We start from the raw sequence: 17,993 nt of genomic DNA on the forward strand, positions 1-17,993 counted from the left end.
CGTAGGCGGGGCATCCAGTACTCCGTAGCGCCAGTGGTTTCCACGATAGGCGCCGCGGAGTACTGGATCGCCCGGTCAAGCCGGGCGATGACGGCTGTGTTGTGGCGCATGAGTTGCGTAAGCGTATGAGCGTGTGATGGCGTATGCGGCGACAGCCGGTGGAGTGAACGCAGCCGCAACGGCCGCGCCCGGCGTGCTGGCGTTGCAGCGCGCGCTGGTGTGGCTGGTCGGCGCCTCTGGCGCCATCGTCTTCATCGAGCCGAGCCCTTACGAGATCGCGACGCTGCTCGCGACCGTCACCTTTTTCGCCACCGGCCTGCGCCTGCGTCTCGTGCTGATGCCGCTGCTGTTGATGCTGATCCTGCTCAATGTCGGCTACACCATCAGCGCGATTCCGCTGTACGAGCGGACGGAGGTGGTGAGCTGGATCGCGACCTCCTGGTACATGGCGGTGACCGTATTGTTCTTCGCCATGGTCATCTCCGAGGACACCGAGGCCCGGCTCGACATGCTGCGCCGCGGCCTCGTGGTCGGCGCGATGATTGCCTCGCTGCTGGCGATCGCCGGCTACTTCCACCTGGTTCCCGGCGGCAACGAGCTCTTGACGCTCTACGGCCGCGCGCGCGGCACCTTCAAGGACCCGAACGTGCTCGGCGCCTACCTGATCCTGCCGGCGCTGTTCGCGCTTCAGAGCGTGGTCTCCGATAAACTGGCCAAGGCATTCCGCAACGTCATCGCCTTCGGCATCATGTCGCTGGCGATCCTGCTCGCCTTCTCGCGTGCGGCCTGGGGCGGCCTGGTGCTGACCTCCGCCTTCATGCTGGCGCTGATGGTGCTGACCAGCCACACCAATGCGCAACGTTCGCGCATCGTCATCATGGCGATCGTCGCCGCGGTGCTCGGCCTCGCGCTGATCGTCGTGCTGCTGTCGTTCGATTCCACGGCGGAGATGTTCAAGCAGCGCGCGAGCTTCGGCCAGAGCTATGACGAAGGCCGCTTCGGCCGGTTCGGCCGGCACATCCTGGGTGCGGAGATGGCGCTCGATCTGCCGTTCGGCATCGGTCCACTGCAATTCAATCGCTACTTCCCCGAGGACACCCACAACTCCTACCTCAACGCCTTCATGTCCGGCGGCTGGCTCTCCGGCGTGTGCTATCCCGCGCTGGTCTTCACCACCGTCATCATGGGTTTCCGCCACGTCTTCATCCGTGTGCCGTGGCAGCGCGCCTACCTCGCGATCTTTTCCGCCTTCCTCGGCACCGTCGGCGAAAGCTTCGTGATCGACACCGACCACTGGCGGCACTTCTGGATGATGCTGGGCGCAGTGTGGGGGATGATCGCAGCCGCGCAAGCCTACAAGCTCAGGTCCGGCGAGGACGCTTCTTCAGCTTGAGATCCGGCCGCTTTTCGGGCGGCGTGTCGAGCAGACCTTTCAGTGCCTCGGTCGCCGCGAGCGTGCCCTTGTATGCTTCATTGGAGAAGCGAAGCAGCAGCCGCAATTCCTCGTCGGAATAGCCGTTGCAGACGTTCTCCATCGCCTGCTGCATCGGCACGTAATACTGGCCGAGGCCGGCGATCGCCTCCGGCACGACCGTGATGAAGACCTTGCGACGATCCTTCTCGTCTCTTTCGCGCCGCACCAGGCCCGCCTTTTCGAGCCGGTCGACAACACCGGTGATGGCACCGGTGGTCAGGCCGGTGACCTCGGCGAGCCGCCCTGCCGTGACGCGGCCTTCGAGATACAGGATGTCCATGCATTCGAGATCGGAATTGGCAATTCCGGCAACGTTGGCAACGGTCTGTCCGTAGAGCACGCCCTGCGCGGAGGACCTGCGCATGGCGTCCTCGAGTTCCTGCAGCAGCGCAGCGCGCGCCTTCGTCCTTGACAAGGCCCACCTCATCTCTTAGGCAATATATATCTTAGTCACTAAGATAATTAGTGACCGTAATTTCTCCTAGCACCACGGAAACGTCGGGAGCAAGCCATGGCCCACCGTCCCCGCAAGGGGCTGATCATCGGCGCCGGCATCGCCGGCCCCGTCGCCGCGATCCTGCTGCGCCGCGCCGGCATCGAATCCGCGATCTACGAGGCCTGGCCCTATTCGAAAGGGACCGGCGGCGGCCTGCAGATCGCACCGAACGGCATGCATGTTCTGGACGAGATCGGGCTGGCGAAGCAGCTGATCGACCGCGGCTCGGTCGCGGAAGCCTTCAACTTCTATTCGCAGGGCGGCGAGAAGCTCGGCTCGATCAACCGCGATCTGGCGCGGCGCTTCGGCCAGCCGGCCGTCAACATCGCGCGCGCCACGCTGAACGAGATCCTGATCGACAAGGCCTGGTGCGCCTCTGTCTCGCTCTATTTCGAGAAACGCCTGATCAAGATCGAGGATCGCGGCGACCAGCCGATCATCGCCTACTTCGCCGACGGCACCACCGCCGAAGGCGACTTCCTGATCGGCGCCGACGGCGTGCACTCGGTCGTGCGCCGCCAGGTCGTGCCCGACGGCCCGCAGCCGTTCGACACCGGCCTGATCGGCTTCGGCGGCTTCGTGCCGCATGCCGTGCTCGACGGCAGATCCATCGGCCAGCACGTCGAAACGACCTTCGGACAGAGCGGCTTCTTCGGCTATGGCTATTGCAGCTCCGATCGAAAAGACGGCGTGATGTGGTGGAGCACGCAGCCGGCGCACGGCATGGACGTGGCGACGTTCCGCGCGCTCGACCATGCGACGCTGAAGCAGCATCTGCGCAGCTTCCATCACGGCTGGCATGATCCGATCCCCGCCATCATCGAAACGGCCGAGAACATCGTGGTCACCGACACGCTCGACGTCGCGACCCTGCCGACCTGGTCGCGCAAGCGTTCGCTTCTGATCGGCGATGCCGCGCACGCGACCAGCCCTCACGCCGGCCAGGGCGCCTCGCTGGCGCTGGAGGACGCGATGCGATTTGCTCGGCTGATGCAGGAGGGCCAGGAGCTCGGCGCCACTTTCCAGGCCTTCGAGGCCGAGCGCCGCCCGCGCACCGAGAAGATCGTCGCGATCGCCCGCCGCAACGGCAACAACAAGCGCGAGTTCAGCGCCACCGGCGCCTGGATGCGCAATCAGATGCTGAAATGGCTGCTGCCACTGGGTGCCAAGGGCATGGACTTCATGTACGCGTATGATGCCAGGGCGGTGTGACAGAGACGGTGCCGTAGGGTGGGCAAAGCGCAGCGTGCCCACCACCGAGAGATGGTGGGCACGGCGCGTTGCGCCTTTGCCCACCCTACGAGAGCCAACCTAGCTCTCCACTTTGAACGTCAGCCCGGCATTGTCCTGCAGCCGCTTGATCAGCTTGTGCTGCATCGCTGCGCCCGGCGTCCAGAAGCCGGCGGGAACGTCGCTCGCATCGCGCAGCAGGCAGATGGCGCATTCGGAGATCATCTTCGAGGTCGAGCCGTAGCCGGGATCGCGGTCGCCGGTGACGCCGGCGCGGACCATGCGGCCGTCGGGGGCGATCGCGACATAGAGCAGATTGAACAGGCCGTTCTCCCGCTCCTCTTTCGACGGCCCCTCGCCCGGCTTCGGCGCGTTCGGGCCGGTCTTCTCGGCATTGGCCGCCATCACGCGCTTGGCGTTGGCCTCGCCCTTCTCGCCGGGACCGGTCAGCACCATCTCGTCGTAGACGAAGTCCTTCCCGTAGGGAAAGCCCATCAGCATGTTGGAGCGATGGACGTTGCGGGTGTTGATCAGCGCCATCATGAACGGCGCGGCCCAGGATTGCAGGTCCTCTTCGAAGACCGCCCTGTTGCCCTTTGGCTGCTTTGGGCCGGTGAAATCCGGCGTCAGCGCAAAGTGGTCGTTGAGGATGGCGACGAGGCTGAGGTCCTTGGCGACGGCATCGAAGGTCGCCTTCGCGCTCGCCGCGGTGCCGCCTGACAACGTGCCGCGCATGTCGCGCACGCGGCCCTTCACGCGCGGTGCCGGCGCGCCGAACACGCGCCTGGCTTCCTCCTGCACGAAGAAGGTGCCGAGCTCGAACGGCACGGAATCATAGCCGCAGGAGAACACGATGCGCGCGCCGCTCGCCTTGGCCGCCGCCTCGTACTTGTCGATCATCTGCCGCATCCAGACCGGCTCGCCGCAGAGATCGAAATAATCGACACCCGCAGCGACGCAGGCAGCTAACAGGTCCTCGCCGTAGAACTGGTAGGGGCCGACCGTCGTGATCACCGATTTGGTTTGCGCCACCATCGCCTTCAGCGACGCCGCATCCGACGCATCCGCCACGATCAGCGGCGTGTCGGCCGGCGCGCCGATCGCATCGCGCACCGATTTCAGCTTGTCGAGGCTGCGTCCCGCCATCGCCCATTTGAGCGCCTTGTCGTCCTTGTAACTCGCCGCCAGATATTCGGCGACGAGTTGACCGGTGAAGCCGGTCGCGCCGTAGACGACGATGTCGAATTTCGCAGAGCTCATGATCGGCCTTTACTTCTTCGCGTAGCTCACGCCCATGCCGGCACGGACGTCGCTTTGAATGCCATAGGGCGGGATCGGGTAGCGCAGGCCGTTCTTCGCCAGCGCCTTCATGCCCTCGATTGCCTTGGCGAGATGCGAGGGCTTCAATGCCATCAGCATCTCCTCGTCCGGCACGCCGCCATAGCGCCGTTCGGCATAGCATGGCAAGGACAGGCTGGGCTCCCCGGTCTTGAGCGCCCGCCCCCAGGAATCCGCGCAGGCGGTCTCGCCGACCACGCCCCATTCGAACTTCTTGTAGCCGGTATATTGCAGCCCGTTGATCAGGATGATCATCTGCCCCGGCGTCGCATAGACGAGGCAGATATCGGGAGGATCGAGCCGGCCGCTCGCGAGCGGGCTGACGGCGAGCGCCTGATAGTGCCCGAACGGAACCACGTCCAGCGCCGCCTGGCGCTTGCGCGCGTCCTCCGCCGTGCCGTGCCAGACCCCGACATAGTTTTCGCCGGCGAGCCATTTCTCGTCCTGCGGCGCAAGACCGATCACCGCGCGGCATTGGGCGCCTACGAGATCGTCGGCGGTGATGCCGACGGTCCAGCCCAGGCGCGCGGCCATGCTGACAATCTGATCGGTGGTGTGAATTGCGTTCGGGCGGCGGATCTTCGGGATCGCCTCCATTTCTGCGACGCTCGCGAACAGCTTCATGCCGATCACGTTCGTCTTCAGCCGCAGCAGGCTGTTGAGATCGGCGACGAGGCCGGCAAGGTCGATCCTGTCCGTACTCTGCTGTTGCATGGCTTCCTCCGCGCCGGCGATGGTGCGCCGCGTATTCTTGTTTTGCGGCTTTGTTCTAGTCCCTGCCCGGTCCCGGAAGCAACTCGGAGATCCTGCCCATCAGACGGTAAGCGGTAAGACCGATCCACTCGCGCACCGCAACTTCGGTTCGTCTCAAGCCGTCCGCGCCCATGTTGGTGAAGGAGAATAGATCCTCACGTCCCCCCATCCGCCAGTCCACCGGATAGGCCTCGACGTCAAATCCGGCCTTGCGGAAGATCCCCATCGAGCGCGGCATATGGAAGGCCGACGTCACCAGGAGCCAGCGCTCGCCGGGCTTTGGCGATACCAATTGCTTGGTGAAGATCGCATTCTCCCAGGTGTTGCGGGAGTTACGCTCGAGGATCAGGCGGTCCTTCGCGATGCCGAGATTCTCCAGGATCGGCGCGGAATAGTCGGCCTCCCTGGCCTCGCTCGACACCAGGTTCGCGGAGCCTCCGGTGAAGACGATGCGCGCATTGGGGTAGCGGCGCGCAAGCTCGGCCGGCGCAAACAGACGATCGGCCGCGTGCGCGACGACCGGCGTGCGATGCGCCGCCGACAGATCGGTGTCGACCGAGCCGCCGAGCACGATGATGCCGTCGGGCGCGCCGCGCGAGGCGTCCCACGCCGGGAAGCGCGACTCCAGCGGGTAGATCAGGAGATTGCCGAGCGGCGAGAACGCCGCGAGCGCCAGCAGCACCAGCGTGGTCACGGCAAGCCGGCGGCCAAACGCGGCAAAGCGCGTCGCCATCAGCACGACAGACACAATTCCGAGCTCGACCAGAAGATTGATCGGCAGCAGCGCGACGCCGATGGTCTTGGAGAGAGCGAAAAACAGAGGAGCCTCGCTGGAATGATCGTGCCTGCCATGCGCGGGCTTGGCCGGCACGGCCTTGTTCGGAAATCCTTCTTGAAAGAGGATCGATCGCCGGGTCAAGCCCGGACCGATCAAACCAACCGGACGCGGCAAATGACCCATCATCACCTGCATTCCAGCCCCGAAACCTGCCATTGGGGCTTCTTCGAAGCCGCACTCGAGCCCGTCCTCACCGTGGCCAGCGGCGACGAGGTGACGGTCGACACCATCAGCGGCGGTCCCGACATGCTGCCTGATCGCGACAGGTTTCACATTCCGCCCGAGATGCACGAGGTTCATGCCAGGAGCGAACGCATGCTGCCGGGCCACATCCTCACCGGTCCGATCGCGATCGAAGGGGCCGAGCCCGGCGACGTGCTCGCGGTCGAGATCCTCGACGTGCAGCTCCGGCAGGATTGGGGCTGGAACATGATCAAGCCGCTGTCCGGCACCCTGCCCGACGATTTCCACGAGACGCGGATCCTGAACATTCCGCTCGACCGTACCACGATGGTCGGCCGCATGCCGTGGGGCCTCGACCTGCCGCTGAAGCCGTTCTTCGGCGTGATGGGCGTATCGCCGCCGCCAGCCTGGGGCCGCATCTCCTCGCTGATCCCGCGCGCGATGGGCGGCAATCTCGACAACAAGGAGCTAGGAGCCGGTGCGACGCTGTATCTGCCGGTGTTCGTGCCGGGGGCGATGTTTTCCTGCGGCGACGGCCATGGCGTGCAGGGCGACGGCGAGGTCTGCGTCACCGCGATCGAGACCGCGCTGCAGGGCCGCTTCCGCCTGACGCTGCGCAAGGACCTGAAGCTAGACTACCCCCGCGCCGAGACGCCGACGCATTACATGACCATGGCGATGGACCCCGATCTCGACCAATGCGTGGTGCGCGCGCTCCGCGACATGATCGCGCTGCTCGGCGAAACGCGAAATCTGTCGCGCGAGGATGCCTACACGCTGTGCAGCCTCGCCGCCGATCTCCGGGTGACCCAGACCGTCAACGGCGCCAAAGGCATCCATTGCATGATCGAAAAGGCGATCGTGCACGGCTGAGCCGCCGCGCCCTTTCCTGACCTGCCGACATCACGCCGCCGCCCGGTCTTCCCGGCGGCGCGTCGTGATGTGTCCGATTCTCAAGCGATTCCAATCACGTGAGCTTCCGCCCCGGCGCTGATTTGACTTCCACCCCCGAACCTAAATAGAGTCTTAATCGTTACTTTTATGTACCCGAGTAAGAGGCTAGCGTTCGGGCCATGGCCACCGAAAAAGCCGAGACTGACCGCATTCCCGTAACCTTGGCGCTCTCGACCATCGCGTATCTGGAGAAGCTGGTGAGACAGGGCACCCACGGCACCAGCGTTCCCGGCGTCGCACGGACATTGATCGAGGAAGGCATCCGTCTCGCCATCAAGGACGGTCTTCTGTCGATCCGCGACAATGGCAGGACGTGAGCGCACCCGGTACGTGAGGCGGGCGGATCTCGAGACCGCGGATGGCCGACATCTGCAACCTGGGATCGCCGACAAATGCCTGTTCTCTCACCGACCTGGACCGACGAACGAATCGAACTCCTGAAGCAGCACTTCGAGGCCGGCCTCTCCTGTCGCGAGATCGCCGCCGACATCGGCGTCAGCCGCAACGCGGTGATCGGCAAATTGTCGCGGCTCAATCTGACGCGCGGCCGGACGGTCGACGACCGAAAGGTCCAGGACAAAGGCCTGGCGCCGGCGCGGATGCGCAAGGCCGTGCCGCGGCTGCAATACGAGATGCTCGCCTCGATCTATGGCGAGACCGATGCGCCGGTGTTTGCCGGCCCAATCGACGAGGCCAACCGCTGCTCGTTGCTGGAGCTGTCGGAGAATCGCTGCCGCTGGCCGATCTCGACGCCGGGCGCAGCCGATTTCTGCTTCTGCGGCAACACGGCGCCGGACGGCCAGCCCTATTGCGCCGGCCACAGCCGCCTCGCCTATCGGCCGGCGGCGCGCACCCGCGTGATACGCGGCTGACGTTGCGGGCATCTGGACAACAAAAAACCTCCGGCGGGGCATCGCCGGAGGTTTCTGGAGGCTTAGCATGAAGCTAAGAGCCGCAACTTTCGTATCTGGCTGGCAGTGATATAGCTTAGTAGCTCAAGTAAGTAAATAAGTTTGACGCGACGGAATCGCATGGCTCGCCTTCGTGTTCCGCAACGGCATTCGATTTTCCGAAACTCTTGCCATGAAAAACCCCGGCAGTTTCCCGCCGGGGGTCTCCGATCGATTTGCGCGATCGATGATCAGAAGTTGCGCTGAGCGCGCAGCAGCATGCTCACCGAGTCTTGGTCCTTCAGCTCGTACACGGCCGCCGGCTTCGCAGCGCTGGCAATGCCCGGGCTCGCGATGAAGCCGGAGTACTTCTGGTCCAGACGCGACCAGCTCAAGTCGGCAGTGAACGCCAGGCCCTTGACCGGGGTCCACACGGTGTTCACACCGACCACCGCGAAGTTGAAGTCCGGATTACAGGTCGAACCGGCCAACCCGATTGCGGCGAAGTTGGTGCAGATCAGGGCCTTGCCCGTGTTGCCGTACTTCAGCTGGGCGTAGCCACCGTAGATGGCGCTGGCCCAGTTCGGGCTCCAGTTGTGGGTATAGCCGCCACGGAAGCCCCAGGTCTTGACGGTATCGATGCCGGTACCGGTTCCGAACACGCCGTCGGCGAGACCGGCGAACCCGGTGCTCTGATACGCGCCGTTGCCGCTGCCGCTGAACATGAAGAAGCTCTGCGGGAACAGGCTCTGGAAGTTGTAGCGGGTCGCACCGTCGGTGTAGACGGCCTGCAGGTTGATGACGTCACCCGCGCCGGTCGGGATGTTCTTGATCGACAAGGCGCCCTGCACGGCCCAGCCCCACTTGTCGGAGGGATGACCGGTGACTTCAGTCGCGCCGTAATAGGCTGAATGCAGCTCATGGGCCGCGACCGAGATCTGCGCCAGACCCCAGGCCTGGTCGACACGAACCTGACCGATCACCTCGGGCATGCGCGTGCCGCCCCAGGCGCTGGCGCCATAGACGCCGGTCACGAACTGCGCCGCCGTACCCGACGACACGTTCCAGAGGTTCGATTGACCATTGTTCGCCGAGGTCTCGTCCTGCAGCGCGAACGAAGCAGTGATGCCCTGGCCGAAGTCAGCCGTGTAGGCAACCTGGTTCACGCCGTTGACGTGGTTGGAGCCGCCCGGAAGGGTATCGGGGCCGCCGGCCGGATAGCTCTGCCAGGGAGCGTCGAAGATCGAGACCGTGCGGCCGAAAGTGAAGCCCGCGAACTGGATGAACGCATGGTAGAGACCGAGCGAGGCCGAACTGGTCGAGAACGCCGACGGGTTGCTGCCGGTGACGTTCGTGGAGTCGTAGCTGACGACCAGGTCGGCGTAGGTGCGAACAACGCCGTATTCGGTCGCCGTGCGGGTATCGATGTTGAAGTCCAGACGAGCGCGGCTGTAGTAGTAGTTGGTCAGACGGTTGTTGGACCCGCCGTTCACACTGCTCGAGCTGTTCCTGAAGCCATAGTCGCCGCCGCCGCCGAGAAGCATGTCAGCGCGGATGTAACCACCAAACTTGATGCAGGTATCGGTGCCCGGCATGTAGTAGAAACCCGCGCCGTAGAGCGAGCAGATCTTCACGTATTCGACTGCCTTGGCCTTGACCGGAAGATCAGCCGCCTGAGCTCCACCAACGGCGATCAGTCCCGCCGCAGTGCCGAGCAAAAGGCTCTTCACCACTTTCATTTAAAACCTCCAAGTTGCTCATTTCACGGAGACCGGACCGTGAGGCCCCCCAGATCCCCGTCTCTTCATCAAATCCGCTCGGCCGCTTCGCGTTTTCGGACGTACCTGCATTCGCGAGGGACGTGAGCGAACCACCTGCAACGGGACGATCGAGAACCCCCCACCGTCGGGATCAATATGCCCGCGCCGTTCCGTTAATCAAAATAGTTTATTAGATCAGCTTTGTGGTTTCACTAACCCTGTGGCCGCAACGCAACACCGGTGTTGAGCCAAAAAGCCTGATCGGGTCATATTTGTAGTTTTCGTGACACCATTACCCTGCTCTGCACTTGCGTCAGAGCAGAGTTGCGTGGACTATGCCCGCCGAAAATGAGCCGGAAAGAGAATCAGCTTGCGGGAGTGACGCTGTGTCCGCGACGAGGAAGGAAGGCGCGCGCCTGCGCACCATCGGCAACCTGGATATCATCAGGCGATTCACCTGGGAGATATCGTCGATCAACATGTATCTCGAGGAGCTGCGTCAGTTCTGGGCGAGGACGCTCGGCATCAGCGGACCGCAATGGCTGATCCTGATGGCCATCTCGGACCTCGACAAGGACGACGGCATTCCGGTCAACGTCGTGTCCAAGCTCCTCCACGTCGATCCGTCCTTCGTCACCACCCAGTCCAAGCTGCTGGAGAAGAAGGGCCTTTTGCGCCGCCGCCCCTCGCCGACCGACGCGCGCGTGGTCCGGCTATCCCTGACCGAGAAAACGCAGAAGCACCTGGCGAGCCTCAACGAGCAGTACAAGACCATCAAGGAATTCGTCTTCCAGGAGTTCGACGAGGCCGAGCTCGCCGAATTCACCACCAAGCTCGCGACGCTGAAGACCCGGCTGGAAAAGGCCTGCGTCCGCCTCAGCCTGGACCTCTGACGGCTCGCCGCTAGATCCGCCCCGCGCCACGGAGCCGCGATTCCAGCCAGTCGAATATATATTCGTTGGCAAGGCTCGGATTGTCGGCATGGGCCTGCGCGGCGCCGGTCTCCGCCGCGGTGAACACTTTCAGCGTGACATCCGAGCTGCCGAGCCGGGAATTCCGGACGAGCTGACGCGCCCGGTCGGCCTTGAGCCAGCCGTCCTCCCCGAGCGTGATCAGCACCGGGCAGTCGGCGCTGGAGGCCATCAGCGGCGCATGCGGCACAGGGACGATGCTGACGTCGCTCATCGCGAATCGGCTGGCGAAAAAGGCCCGCTCGTGCAGATCCCACAGGCCGCCGTCGCAGACGGCGGCGGCAAGCCGCGGCTCCTGCAGCACCGCGCGCGCCACGAAGGACGAGCCCCAGCCATCGGCGATGATCCCGACCCGCGCGAAATCGACGTCCTGCCGCATCTCCAGATAATCCATGACGCCGGGGATCGCGCTCTCGAGATCCTGGCGCCGCAATAGCGCCTCGAGAAAATCGTCGCGCTGGTCGCCGAACAGGTCGAGCGCCAGCATCGAGAAGCCACGCTCGCGCGCGTGCGGCACGAGCTTGAACAGAAATTCTTCCTTGCGGTGGCCGGGCTCGCCGATGCAGATCACGGTCGGCGCCGGCTCCTTCCCCGATGGCGCGGGCAGGAAGTATCCCTGCAGCGAGTGCCCGTCGAGCCAGGGTATCGTCACCACCTCGCCGGCCGGGCTGCGCGCGGCGAGATAGCGGCGCGCGCATTCCTGCATGGCCAGCACGGCGACCCAGCGGCGCTCGTCGGCGGGATCGAGCGGCATCGCTGCGGCACCATAATAGTTCATGGCGCGCAGCCAATTGCGCTGCGCACTGGCGCGGTGGCCCTCCGCGAACGCGGTCTCCGCGCGCTGCCGATTGGTCTGCGCCAGCTTCTTCCACTCGCGGTGCCAGGAGCGGTCGTCGCCGCGCTTCAGCTGCCGCGCGATCATCAGGCATTCCGCGATCGTGGCGCCGCCCTCCTGGGCCGCCGCGAGCAGCCGCGTGAACTCAGCTGAAATGTCCTCTCGCTCCGGGCAAAAGGTCCAGTCGTCGGAGAGGCATGCGGGCATCATTGGGAGCTACGCTCTAATCGTCGCGTTACCCCGATTGACTAAACCATTTCAAGTCGCCGACCAAGCCGGCGCGCGCGTCATTACAGGCATGTGAGATCAACATCGCTTGAACAACGTCATGACGGATGCGTGACATTGCAACAGATCATGGTGCGCGACGAACATTGGCGGGAGCTGGCACTTAGAATTGTCCAAGTATCTCTTGCCATGACGACCATCATAGCCATATCGGCGCGCCTTGCTGGGCGCGCTAAAGAATATGACCCCTAGCGGCGGCGTGCGCGCACGCCTCTCCTTCGAGACGGCGCTGACGTGCCTCCTCGGGTGCGATGGGTGGGCGCCCCGGCAGCGGCCTCAACCAAGCCGCCAGCCGACCTCCTGCGTAATACTTTCGAAGAAGGCACGGTCATAGGCCTGCTCCGGCGCGGCGCGCACGCGCTCGTCGAGAAGCTTGGCGTCCTCGCCGACCAGAATGCGCCACCGCTCCGCCTTGACCCCGTCGAGGATGATCTTGGCGGCTTCTGCCGCCGTCGTCGGCGCATCCTCCAGGAAGCTGCGGGCGCGCTCGGCGAACGCCGCCTGGATGTCCTCGTCCGACATCCCGTCGGCATCCGGCACGCCGGCCGCGACCATGCGCTTGCGGGTCAGCGCGACCTCATCGGCATTGAGCCGCTCCGAGCCGTCGGCGCTCTGCACCTTGCGCGAGTTGGAGACGATCGAGGTGCCGATATGGCCGGGCATCACCACCGAGCATTTGACGTGCGGCGCATGCAGGCGCAAATCGTTGATCAGCGCTTCGGTGAATCCCTTCACTGCGAATTTGGCCGCACTGTAGGCGGTGTGCGCCTGGTTCATGCCGATCGAGGCCCAGAAGCCGTTGACGCTGGCGGTGTTGACGATGTGGGCTTCGTCCGCGGCCACCAGCATCGGCAGGAAGGTGCGCACGCCGAGATAGACGCCGCCCCAGCAGATGTTGAAGGTGCGCTCCCATTGCTCGCGGGTGTTGGTGAACAGGCTGCCGCCGCCGCCAATGCCGGCATTGTTGAACAACAGATGGATCCTGTCGGTCTGCTGCTGCTCGGCGAGCTCGTCGCGAAAACGCTTCAGATGGTCCTCGATCGCGACGTCGGCGACGTGCGTCGTGACGCGCAGCCCCTGCGGCAGCTTCTCGGCCTCGCACAGCCGCTTGGTCTCGGCCATCACGGCCTCCGAGACGTCGCACATGGCGACGTTGCAGCCCTCGGCCACGAGCTGCCGCGCGAGCTCGCGCCCCATGCCCGTGCCGCCGCCGGTGATGACTGCGATCTTTCCAGCAAAATCCTTCATGGGACTTCGGTCCCTCCCCTTGTCGGTGTGTTTCTTGGTCACGGCGCCGCTGACCGCGGCGCGCGCAAAACTGTAGCAGCGCGACATCCGCGGGTAAAAGCCGTGCGCTGCCCTCTTCGCCTTCGGTAATTTCGGCGGGCGGACTACGCGCGATGTTGCGCGCGGGCCTTGTGAAGTGGCTCATAGGCGACACGGCCCGGATAATCGATCATTCCTGAGTATTTTCCAGCGGATTCCCCGTATTTGTCCGGCTTCGGGTTAATGGCAATTTTTCTACAATCCGAATCGCCAAATGGGGGTGGACGCTGGATTGAGTCGGCCAGGCCAGCGTGTTGTTTGCGTGTCACAGGCTCTGGCACTCCGCTTGCATCCTCTTCGTGGTCAGAAACAACCAACGAGGTGATAGGAATGTTCGTGACCGTCGTTGCCGTGCTTTGCCGGCTTGGCGCAGCCAGCTCAGGCAGTTGTGTCGAGGAAATCGTGACAGACAGCAACATGACACCCGAGATTTCGCTAATGCAGTGCGCGATCGGCGCACAAGCGCCTCTCGCGAAGTGGATGGGTGAGCATCCGATCTATCACGCGAACTGGCGCCTCGAGCGCTACAAATGCGTGCCGGGTCATTACGAGATCAAGGGCCACGCCTAAGGCCCCGCAAAACCACTGGTACCGAGACCACGGATACCAGAACGATCGATCCAAGAGGAAACGCCCGGGGGCCGCTTATCCCTGCGTGCGGACACTGCCAGCGCCAGACCGATCACGGCAGGCGCTCTGTGACAATGATCACGCCCTCCCTCTAAGCCACTTCACGCAAGATGATCGCGCGTGCCCGCCGTCCTTCCGGCGTCGGCATCAGCGCGAAGTTGTGCGGTTGCTCGCGCAATAGATGCAGCTCGATCGGCACGCCCACCGCCCTCGCTCTTGCGGCAAGGTCGACGCTGTCTGGATACAGAAGATCGCGCGTGCCCGAAAAAATCGTCATCGGCGCGAGCCCGCGGAAACTGCCGTTGAGCGGGCTGACGAAGGGATGGCCGACTTCGAGCTCGCCGGCATAGAGCCGCGCGGCCTCGACGATGCCCGGAATATCCTGGATCGGATCGCGCGCCGCGATCGCAACCTGCTCCGGACGGCCGACCGAGGCATCGGCCGCGGGCGAGATCAGCAGCAACCGGCTCGGCTGCCGATGACCGCGATCGCGCAGCCATTGGCAGGCGGCGAGCGCAAGCCCAGCGCCGGCCGAATTGCCGACGACCGTCACTTTTGCATCGCCAGCGTCTTCCAGCAGCATGCGCAGCAGCTCGGCCGTCGCCGGCACGACGTCCTTGGCGGTCGCCCGCGGCGCCAGCGGGTAGATCGGCACGACGCAGCAGATTCGCGCCTTGCGCGTCATCTCACCGATGAAGCGCCAATGCGCCGGCGCGATCTCGTTGATGTAGCCGCCGCCATGCAGGAACATGACGTAGTTGCAGCCCTCGTGGCCTGACGCCGGCTCGGTGTAGTAGACCGGCCAGCCGCCCATCTTGGTCAGCGTCACCTCGACGTTGCCGACCCCGACCGGCTCGTGAGAGGCCGGCGCCAGCGCCAGCTTCTGCACACGCGCCAGCACCGCCTCGGCGGATGCAAGCTGCTGCTTGTAGGGAAGCTGCCGCAGCAGCAGGTTGAGGGCCCGGCTTTGCAGGCTTGGTGCTGGATCGCGCGGCGCCCGCGCGCCGAATACGCAGCCGCCCGGACAGAATTGGAAGGCCGATACAAGTCTCGCAACGCTCATCGCCACATCCCCATCCGGCTGTTTCGACCCGGCGACGAAGAGGGTTGCCGACCCGCCGCCATTGGTCGATATAATGCGAGCATTCACTCGCTTTTCCTACTCGCATTCAGATCACAAGTCCGTGGCCCGCAAACCGTCCACAACACCCCGGAAAAATGCCTCGCAGGAGCGATCCCGTGCCACCGTCGACGCGCTGGTCGAGGCAACTGCTCGCATTCTGGTCAAGGAAGGCTTCGAGAAGGCCAGTACCAACCGCATCGCCGAGATCGCCGGCGTCAGCGTCGGCTCGCTCTACCAATATTTTCCCAGCAAGGAGGCCCTCGTCGCCGCCGTGATCGATCGCCACAATGATGCGATCATGAATGTCGTCCGCGCCGCCTTCGCGGAGGTCGCCGACCTGCCGATCGAGATGGCCGTGCACCGCCTCGTCACCGTCGCGATCGAGGCCCATCACATCGACCCGAACCTGCATCGCGTCCTCGCCGAGCAGATCCCCCGCTCCGGTCACCTCGCGGAAGTCGAAGCCTACAGCCACGAAATCCACGCCCTCGTGCGCACCTATCTCGAACGCCACCGCAAGGAGATGCGCAAGATCGATCCCGCGCTCGCAGCATTCATGTGCGTGAGCGCGATCGAAGCCATCGCGCACAACACCGTGCTGAACGGAGAGATGCTGTCGGAGAAGATGGTGAAGGTGCTGGTGGACGAGACGACGCGGATGGTGGTGGGGTATTTGAGGTAGCGGAGCCTGAGATTACGGAAATCGGCGACAGCGCGCCCATTTGGATGAGGCAGCGTCCTGCGCCCTGAGAGGCGCGCCAGAATGCAGTCCAGCACTGTCACCGTAATGTCCGAACACGACGGATCGAGGAAGCGCCCACTTCGCCAGGCCCGATGACACAAAGCGCACCGCGTTTGTTCGGGACCAAGTTACCATGCATAGTACCGGGGCTCTCGGCGGGCCGCTTGACTCAGGTCAATATCCCGCCGGCCTCAGCGCGCCAACATTGTCGTATGGGTGTTGTATTGCCTGCCATCTAGCGTGAGCGATCCCGGCGGAGTGCCGGGGCGCGGACATCGATCGTGAATCGTGACACGACGGAAAGCAGAATGAAGCTCGCGCTTGCGCTGCCACCACCGCAACGTGATTTGCGTCTCGACCTGTTTCGCGGCCTCGCCAACTGGGCGATGTTTCTCGGCCATGTGCCCGGCACAGTGCTGGTGTGGTGTTCGTTCCGAAATTATGGATTCAGCGACGGGGCCGACCTGTTCGTGTTCATCTCCGGCTACACCTCGGCGCTCGTTTATACCCGAAAAATGGAGCGAGGCTTTGTGTTCGGAACGAGCAGGCTCTTCAGGCGCGTATGGCAAATCTACACCGCCCATATCGTGCTATTCATGATCTACCTGGCTTTCATCCATTTCCTGTCGGAGAGGTTCAACGCGCCTGATCTGATCGATCTGTTCAACGCCGGACCGGTCACCAGCGCGCCGATCGAGATGATGACGCAGGGGCTTTTGCTGCGATACAAGCCTCTGAATTTGGACGTGCTGCCGCTGTACGTCGTCTTGATGGGCCTGTTTCCTCCGATCCTCTGGTTGATGTTGAGATTTCCCGACGCCGCCATGATCGGGTCGGTGCTGTTATATCTGGCTGCGCGGCAATTCCATTGGAACCTGCCTTCCTATCCGTCGGGAAGCTGGTACTTCAATCCGCTGGCGTGGCAGCTTCTGTTTGTTACGGGCGCATGGCTCGCGTTGACCGGTGCGGGGCGTCTGCATTTCTTGCTGCGGTCCAGGTTCGTGCTGGTTGTTGCGGTTGCCTATTTGATTTTTGCGGCGATCATGACGTTAGCTGCTCACCAGCCTCAGCTCCGGGCCTTGTTTGCGCCTGCCTTGTTCGAGCTTTTCAATCCCAACGACAAGACCAATCTGGCGCCCTACCGCTATCTTCATTTGATGGTACTGATTATCCTTGGTGCCCGGTTCATACCGATCGATGCGCGCGGGCTACAAGCCACCATCTTGCGACCCCTGGTAAAGTGCGGCCAGCAGTCCCTCGAAGTGTTCTGTGTGGGCATTCTCCTGGCCTTCATCGGGTACTTCATCCTGCAGTTGGCAGGGAACGGCATCCTCGCTCAACTGCTCGTCGGAGCTGCGGGAATCGCGATCATGACGGCGGTTGCCTACTACAGATCCTGGTCAAAGCGAGTAGAGAAACCTTCACATGAGAGTCCGGTGGATGGAAAGAGGGCGCCGGAAAGCACCGGCCCCCTCGAGCATCTTGTAGTGCGCGCCGCCGGAACGGTGCCGCAGGTCGCTTGCGGGACGGGTACGCAGCAGCAGCCGTTAAGGGAAGTTTGACAACCGCGCCGGCCGTCAAGATCGCGATCGAGGCCCATTCCATCGACCCGAATCTGCACCGCGTCCTCGCCGAGCAGATCCCCCGCTCCGGCCACCTCGCCGAGGTCGAGGCCTACAGCCACGAAATCCACGCCCTCGTGCGCGCCTATCTCGAACGTCACCGGAAGGAGATGCGCAAGCTCGACCCCGCGCTCGCAGCGTTCATGTGCGTGAGCACGATCGAAGCCATCGCGCACAACACGGCGCTGAACGCAGCCGAGATGCTGTCGGAGAAAATGGTGAAGGTGCTGGTGGACGAGACGACAAGGATGGTGGTGGGGTATTTGAGCTGGGTGGGCGACAAGCCAGGGCACTTGCGATCTAGCTCCGCACGATGCTTCTTGAGCTTCGCATCTGGCCTGATGACGATCGCACTGCCCGCGTCCAAAGCTGATCGTATTTGCGCGACTCATCCTCCGCCGGGACGCGACCGCGTCAGTCGTCGCGCGGTAACTCGCCTCGCCAATTTAAATATTTATGCATATTTAATTTTGACAAATTAAATCATTATTATTGAGGCCGGGCAGAACCGGAGCGTGGTCAATCTCAGTCAGGCACGCT

The 17,993-nt window shown here is 63.6% G+C and carries 18 protein-coding genes; 10 read left to right on the forward strand and 8 right to left on the reverse strand.

The genetic code is table 11. The features are described 5' to 3' along the window. Positions 1-136 precede the first annotated feature (136 nt). On the forward strand, positions 137-1,393 hold the full coding sequence (locus tag N2605_RS19015) for an O-antigen ligase family protein (RefSeq protein ID WP_260342058.1): 1,257 nt from the start codon (positions 137-139) through the stop codon (positions 1,391-1,393). Here N2605_RS19015 and N2605_RS19020 read toward each other — a convergent pair. Next, positions 1,362-1,838, reverse strand: a complete 477-nt coding sequence (locus N2605_RS19020; protein WP_050995948.1) for a MarR family transcriptional regulator — start codon at positions 1,836-1,838, stop codon at positions 1,362-1,364. The two genes, N2605_RS19015 and N2605_RS19020, sit on opposite strands and share 32 nt — an antisense overlap. Positions 1,839-1,985: 147 nt before the next feature. Between N2605_RS19020 and N2605_RS19025 the strand changes: the two genes are divergently transcribed. Beyond that, the gene (locus tag N2605_RS19025; protein WP_225147193.1) at positions 1,986-3,182 is read left to right on the forward strand and encodes an FAD-dependent monooxygenase; all 1,197 of its coding nucleotides are present in this window, start codon (positions 1,986-1,988) and stop codon (positions 3,180-3,182) included. Positions 3,183-3,281: 99 nt separating this feature from the next. Here N2605_RS19025 and N2605_RS19030 read toward each other — a convergent pair whose 3' ends face one another. From N2605_RS19030 to N2605_RS19040, 3 genes are read right to left on the reverse strand one after another with little or no spacing between them, the layout of a single operon-like run. Next, complete coding sequence (locus N2605_RS19030) at positions 3,282-4,460, reverse strand: saccharopine dehydrogenase family protein (RefSeq protein WP_225147194.1); 1,179 nt, start codon at positions 4,458-4,460, stop codon at positions 3,282-3,284. Between the two features lie 9 nt (positions 4,461-4,469). After that, positions 4,470-5,252 (reverse strand): DUF169 domain-containing protein, encoded by a 783-nt coding sequence (locus tag N2605_RS19035; RefSeq protein WP_225147195.1) that lies wholly within the window; start codon positions 5,250-5,252, stop codon positions 4,470-4,472. A 55-nt stretch (positions 5,253-5,307) separates the two neighbouring features. After that, the gene (locus tag N2605_RS19040; RefSeq protein WP_036010382.1) at positions 5,308-6,075 is read right to left on the reverse strand and encodes a YdcF family protein; all 768 of its coding nucleotides are present in this window, start codon (positions 6,073-6,075) and stop codon (positions 5,308-5,310) included. Positions 6,076-6,243: 168 nt separating this feature from the next. On the opposite strand from N2605_RS19040, the gene N2605_RS19045 reads away from it, so the two are divergent. The 3 genes from N2605_RS19045 to N2605_RS19055 all read left to right on the forward strand — a co-directional run bounded on the left by N2605_RS19045 (position 6,244) and on the right by N2605_RS19055 (position 8,138). Further along, a complete protein-coding gene (locus N2605_RS19045; RefSeq protein ID WP_225143247.1) occupies positions 6,244-7,185 on the forward strand; it encodes an acetamidase/formamidase family protein in 942 nt (313 codons plus the stop codon). A 200-nt stretch (positions 7,186-7,385) separates the two neighbouring features. Then, positions 7,386-7,583 (forward strand): hypothetical protein, encoded by a 198-nt coding sequence (locus tag N2605_RS19050; protein ID WP_024341172.1) that lies wholly within the window; start codon positions 7,386-7,388, stop codon positions 7,581-7,583. Positions 7,584-7,658: 75 nt separating this feature from the next. Beyond that, positions 7,659-8,138 carry a GcrA family cell cycle regulator gene (locus N2605_RS19055; protein WP_225147196.1) on the forward strand — a complete coding sequence of 160 codons (480 nt, stop codon included), beginning with the start codon at positions 7,659-7,661 and terminating at the stop codon, positions 8,136-8,138. Between the two features lie 269 nt (positions 8,139-8,407). Here N2605_RS19055 and N2605_RS19060 read toward each other — a convergent pair whose 3' ends face one another. Continuing rightward, the gene (locus N2605_RS19060; RefSeq protein WP_036025433.1) at positions 8,408-9,895 is read right to left on the reverse strand and encodes a porin; all 1,488 of its coding nucleotides are present in this window, start codon (positions 9,893-9,895) and stop codon (positions 8,408-8,410) included. 407 nt (positions 9,896-10,302) lie between these two features. On the opposite strand from N2605_RS19060, the gene N2605_RS19065 reads away from it, so the two are divergent. After that, positions 10,303-10,809: a MarR family winged helix-turn-helix transcriptional regulator gene (locus tag N2605_RS19065; RefSeq protein ID WP_036010395.1), complete on the forward strand. Its 507-nt coding sequence runs from the start codon at positions 10,303-10,305 to the stop codon at positions 10,807-10,809. Positions 10,810-10,819: 10 nt separating this feature from the next. On the opposite strand, the gene N2605_RS19070 is transcribed toward N2605_RS19065, so the two are convergent. Together N2605_RS19070 and N2605_RS19075 are read right to left on the reverse strand one after the other, a co-directional pair. Further along, positions 10,820-11,932 carry an alpha/beta hydrolase family protein gene (locus N2605_RS19070; RefSeq protein ID WP_036010398.1) on the reverse strand — a complete coding sequence of 371 codons (1,113 nt, stop codon included), beginning with the start codon at positions 11,930-11,932 and terminating at the stop codon, positions 10,820-10,822. A gap of 354 nt (positions 11,933-12,286) precedes the next feature. Beyond that, positions 12,287-13,258: an SDR family NAD(P)-dependent oxidoreductase gene (locus tag N2605_RS19075; protein ID WP_260342059.1), complete on the reverse strand. Its 972-nt coding sequence runs from the start codon at positions 13,256-13,258 to the stop codon at positions 12,287-12,289. 408 nt (positions 13,259-13,666) lie between these two features. On the opposite strand from N2605_RS19075, the gene N2605_RS19080 reads away from it, so the two are divergent. Further along, positions 13,667-13,906, forward strand: coding sequence for a hypothetical protein (locus N2605_RS19080; RefSeq protein ID WP_025036674.1), 240 nt, complete (start codon positions 13,667-13,669; stop codon positions 13,904-13,906). 151 nt (positions 13,907-14,057) lie between these two features. On the opposite strand, the gene N2605_RS19085 is transcribed toward N2605_RS19080, so the two are convergent. Continuing rightward, positions 14,058-15,029 carry an alpha/beta fold hydrolase gene (locus N2605_RS19085; protein ID WP_083235130.1) on the reverse strand — a complete coding sequence of 324 codons (972 nt, stop codon included), beginning with the start codon at positions 15,027-15,029 and terminating at the stop codon, positions 14,058-14,060. Between the two features lie 121 nt (positions 15,030-15,150). Between N2605_RS19085 and N2605_RS19090 the strand changes: the two genes are divergently transcribed. The 3 genes from N2605_RS19090 (at position 15,151) to N2605_RS19100 (ending at position 17,935) form a co-directional block, all read left to right on the forward strand. Beyond that, on the forward strand, positions 15,151-15,771 hold the full coding sequence (locus tag N2605_RS19090; RefSeq protein WP_036010401.1) for a TetR/AcrR family transcriptional regulator: 621 nt from the start codon (positions 15,151-15,153) through the stop codon (positions 15,769-15,771). Positions 15,772-16,139: 368 nt separating this feature from the next. After that, positions 16,140-17,393, forward strand: a complete 1,254-nt coding sequence (locus N2605_RS19095) for an OpgC domain-containing protein (RefSeq protein ID WP_063822468.1) — start codon at positions 16,140-16,142, stop codon at positions 17,391-17,393. Beyond that, positions 17,390-17,935, forward strand: a complete 546-nt coding sequence (locus tag N2605_RS19100; protein ID WP_225125132.1) for a hypothetical protein — start codon at positions 17,390-17,392, stop codon at positions 17,933-17,935. Before N2605_RS19095 ends, N2605_RS19100 begins: the two co-directional genes overlap by 4 nt. Positions 17,936-17,993 lie beyond the last annotated feature (58 nt).

It is taken from the genome of Bradyrhizobium yuanmingense, assembly GCF_025200905.1.
Classification (GTDB): Bacteria; Pseudomonadota; Alphaproteobacteria; order Rhizobiales; family Xanthobacteraceae; genus Bradyrhizobium; species Bradyrhizobium yuanmingense.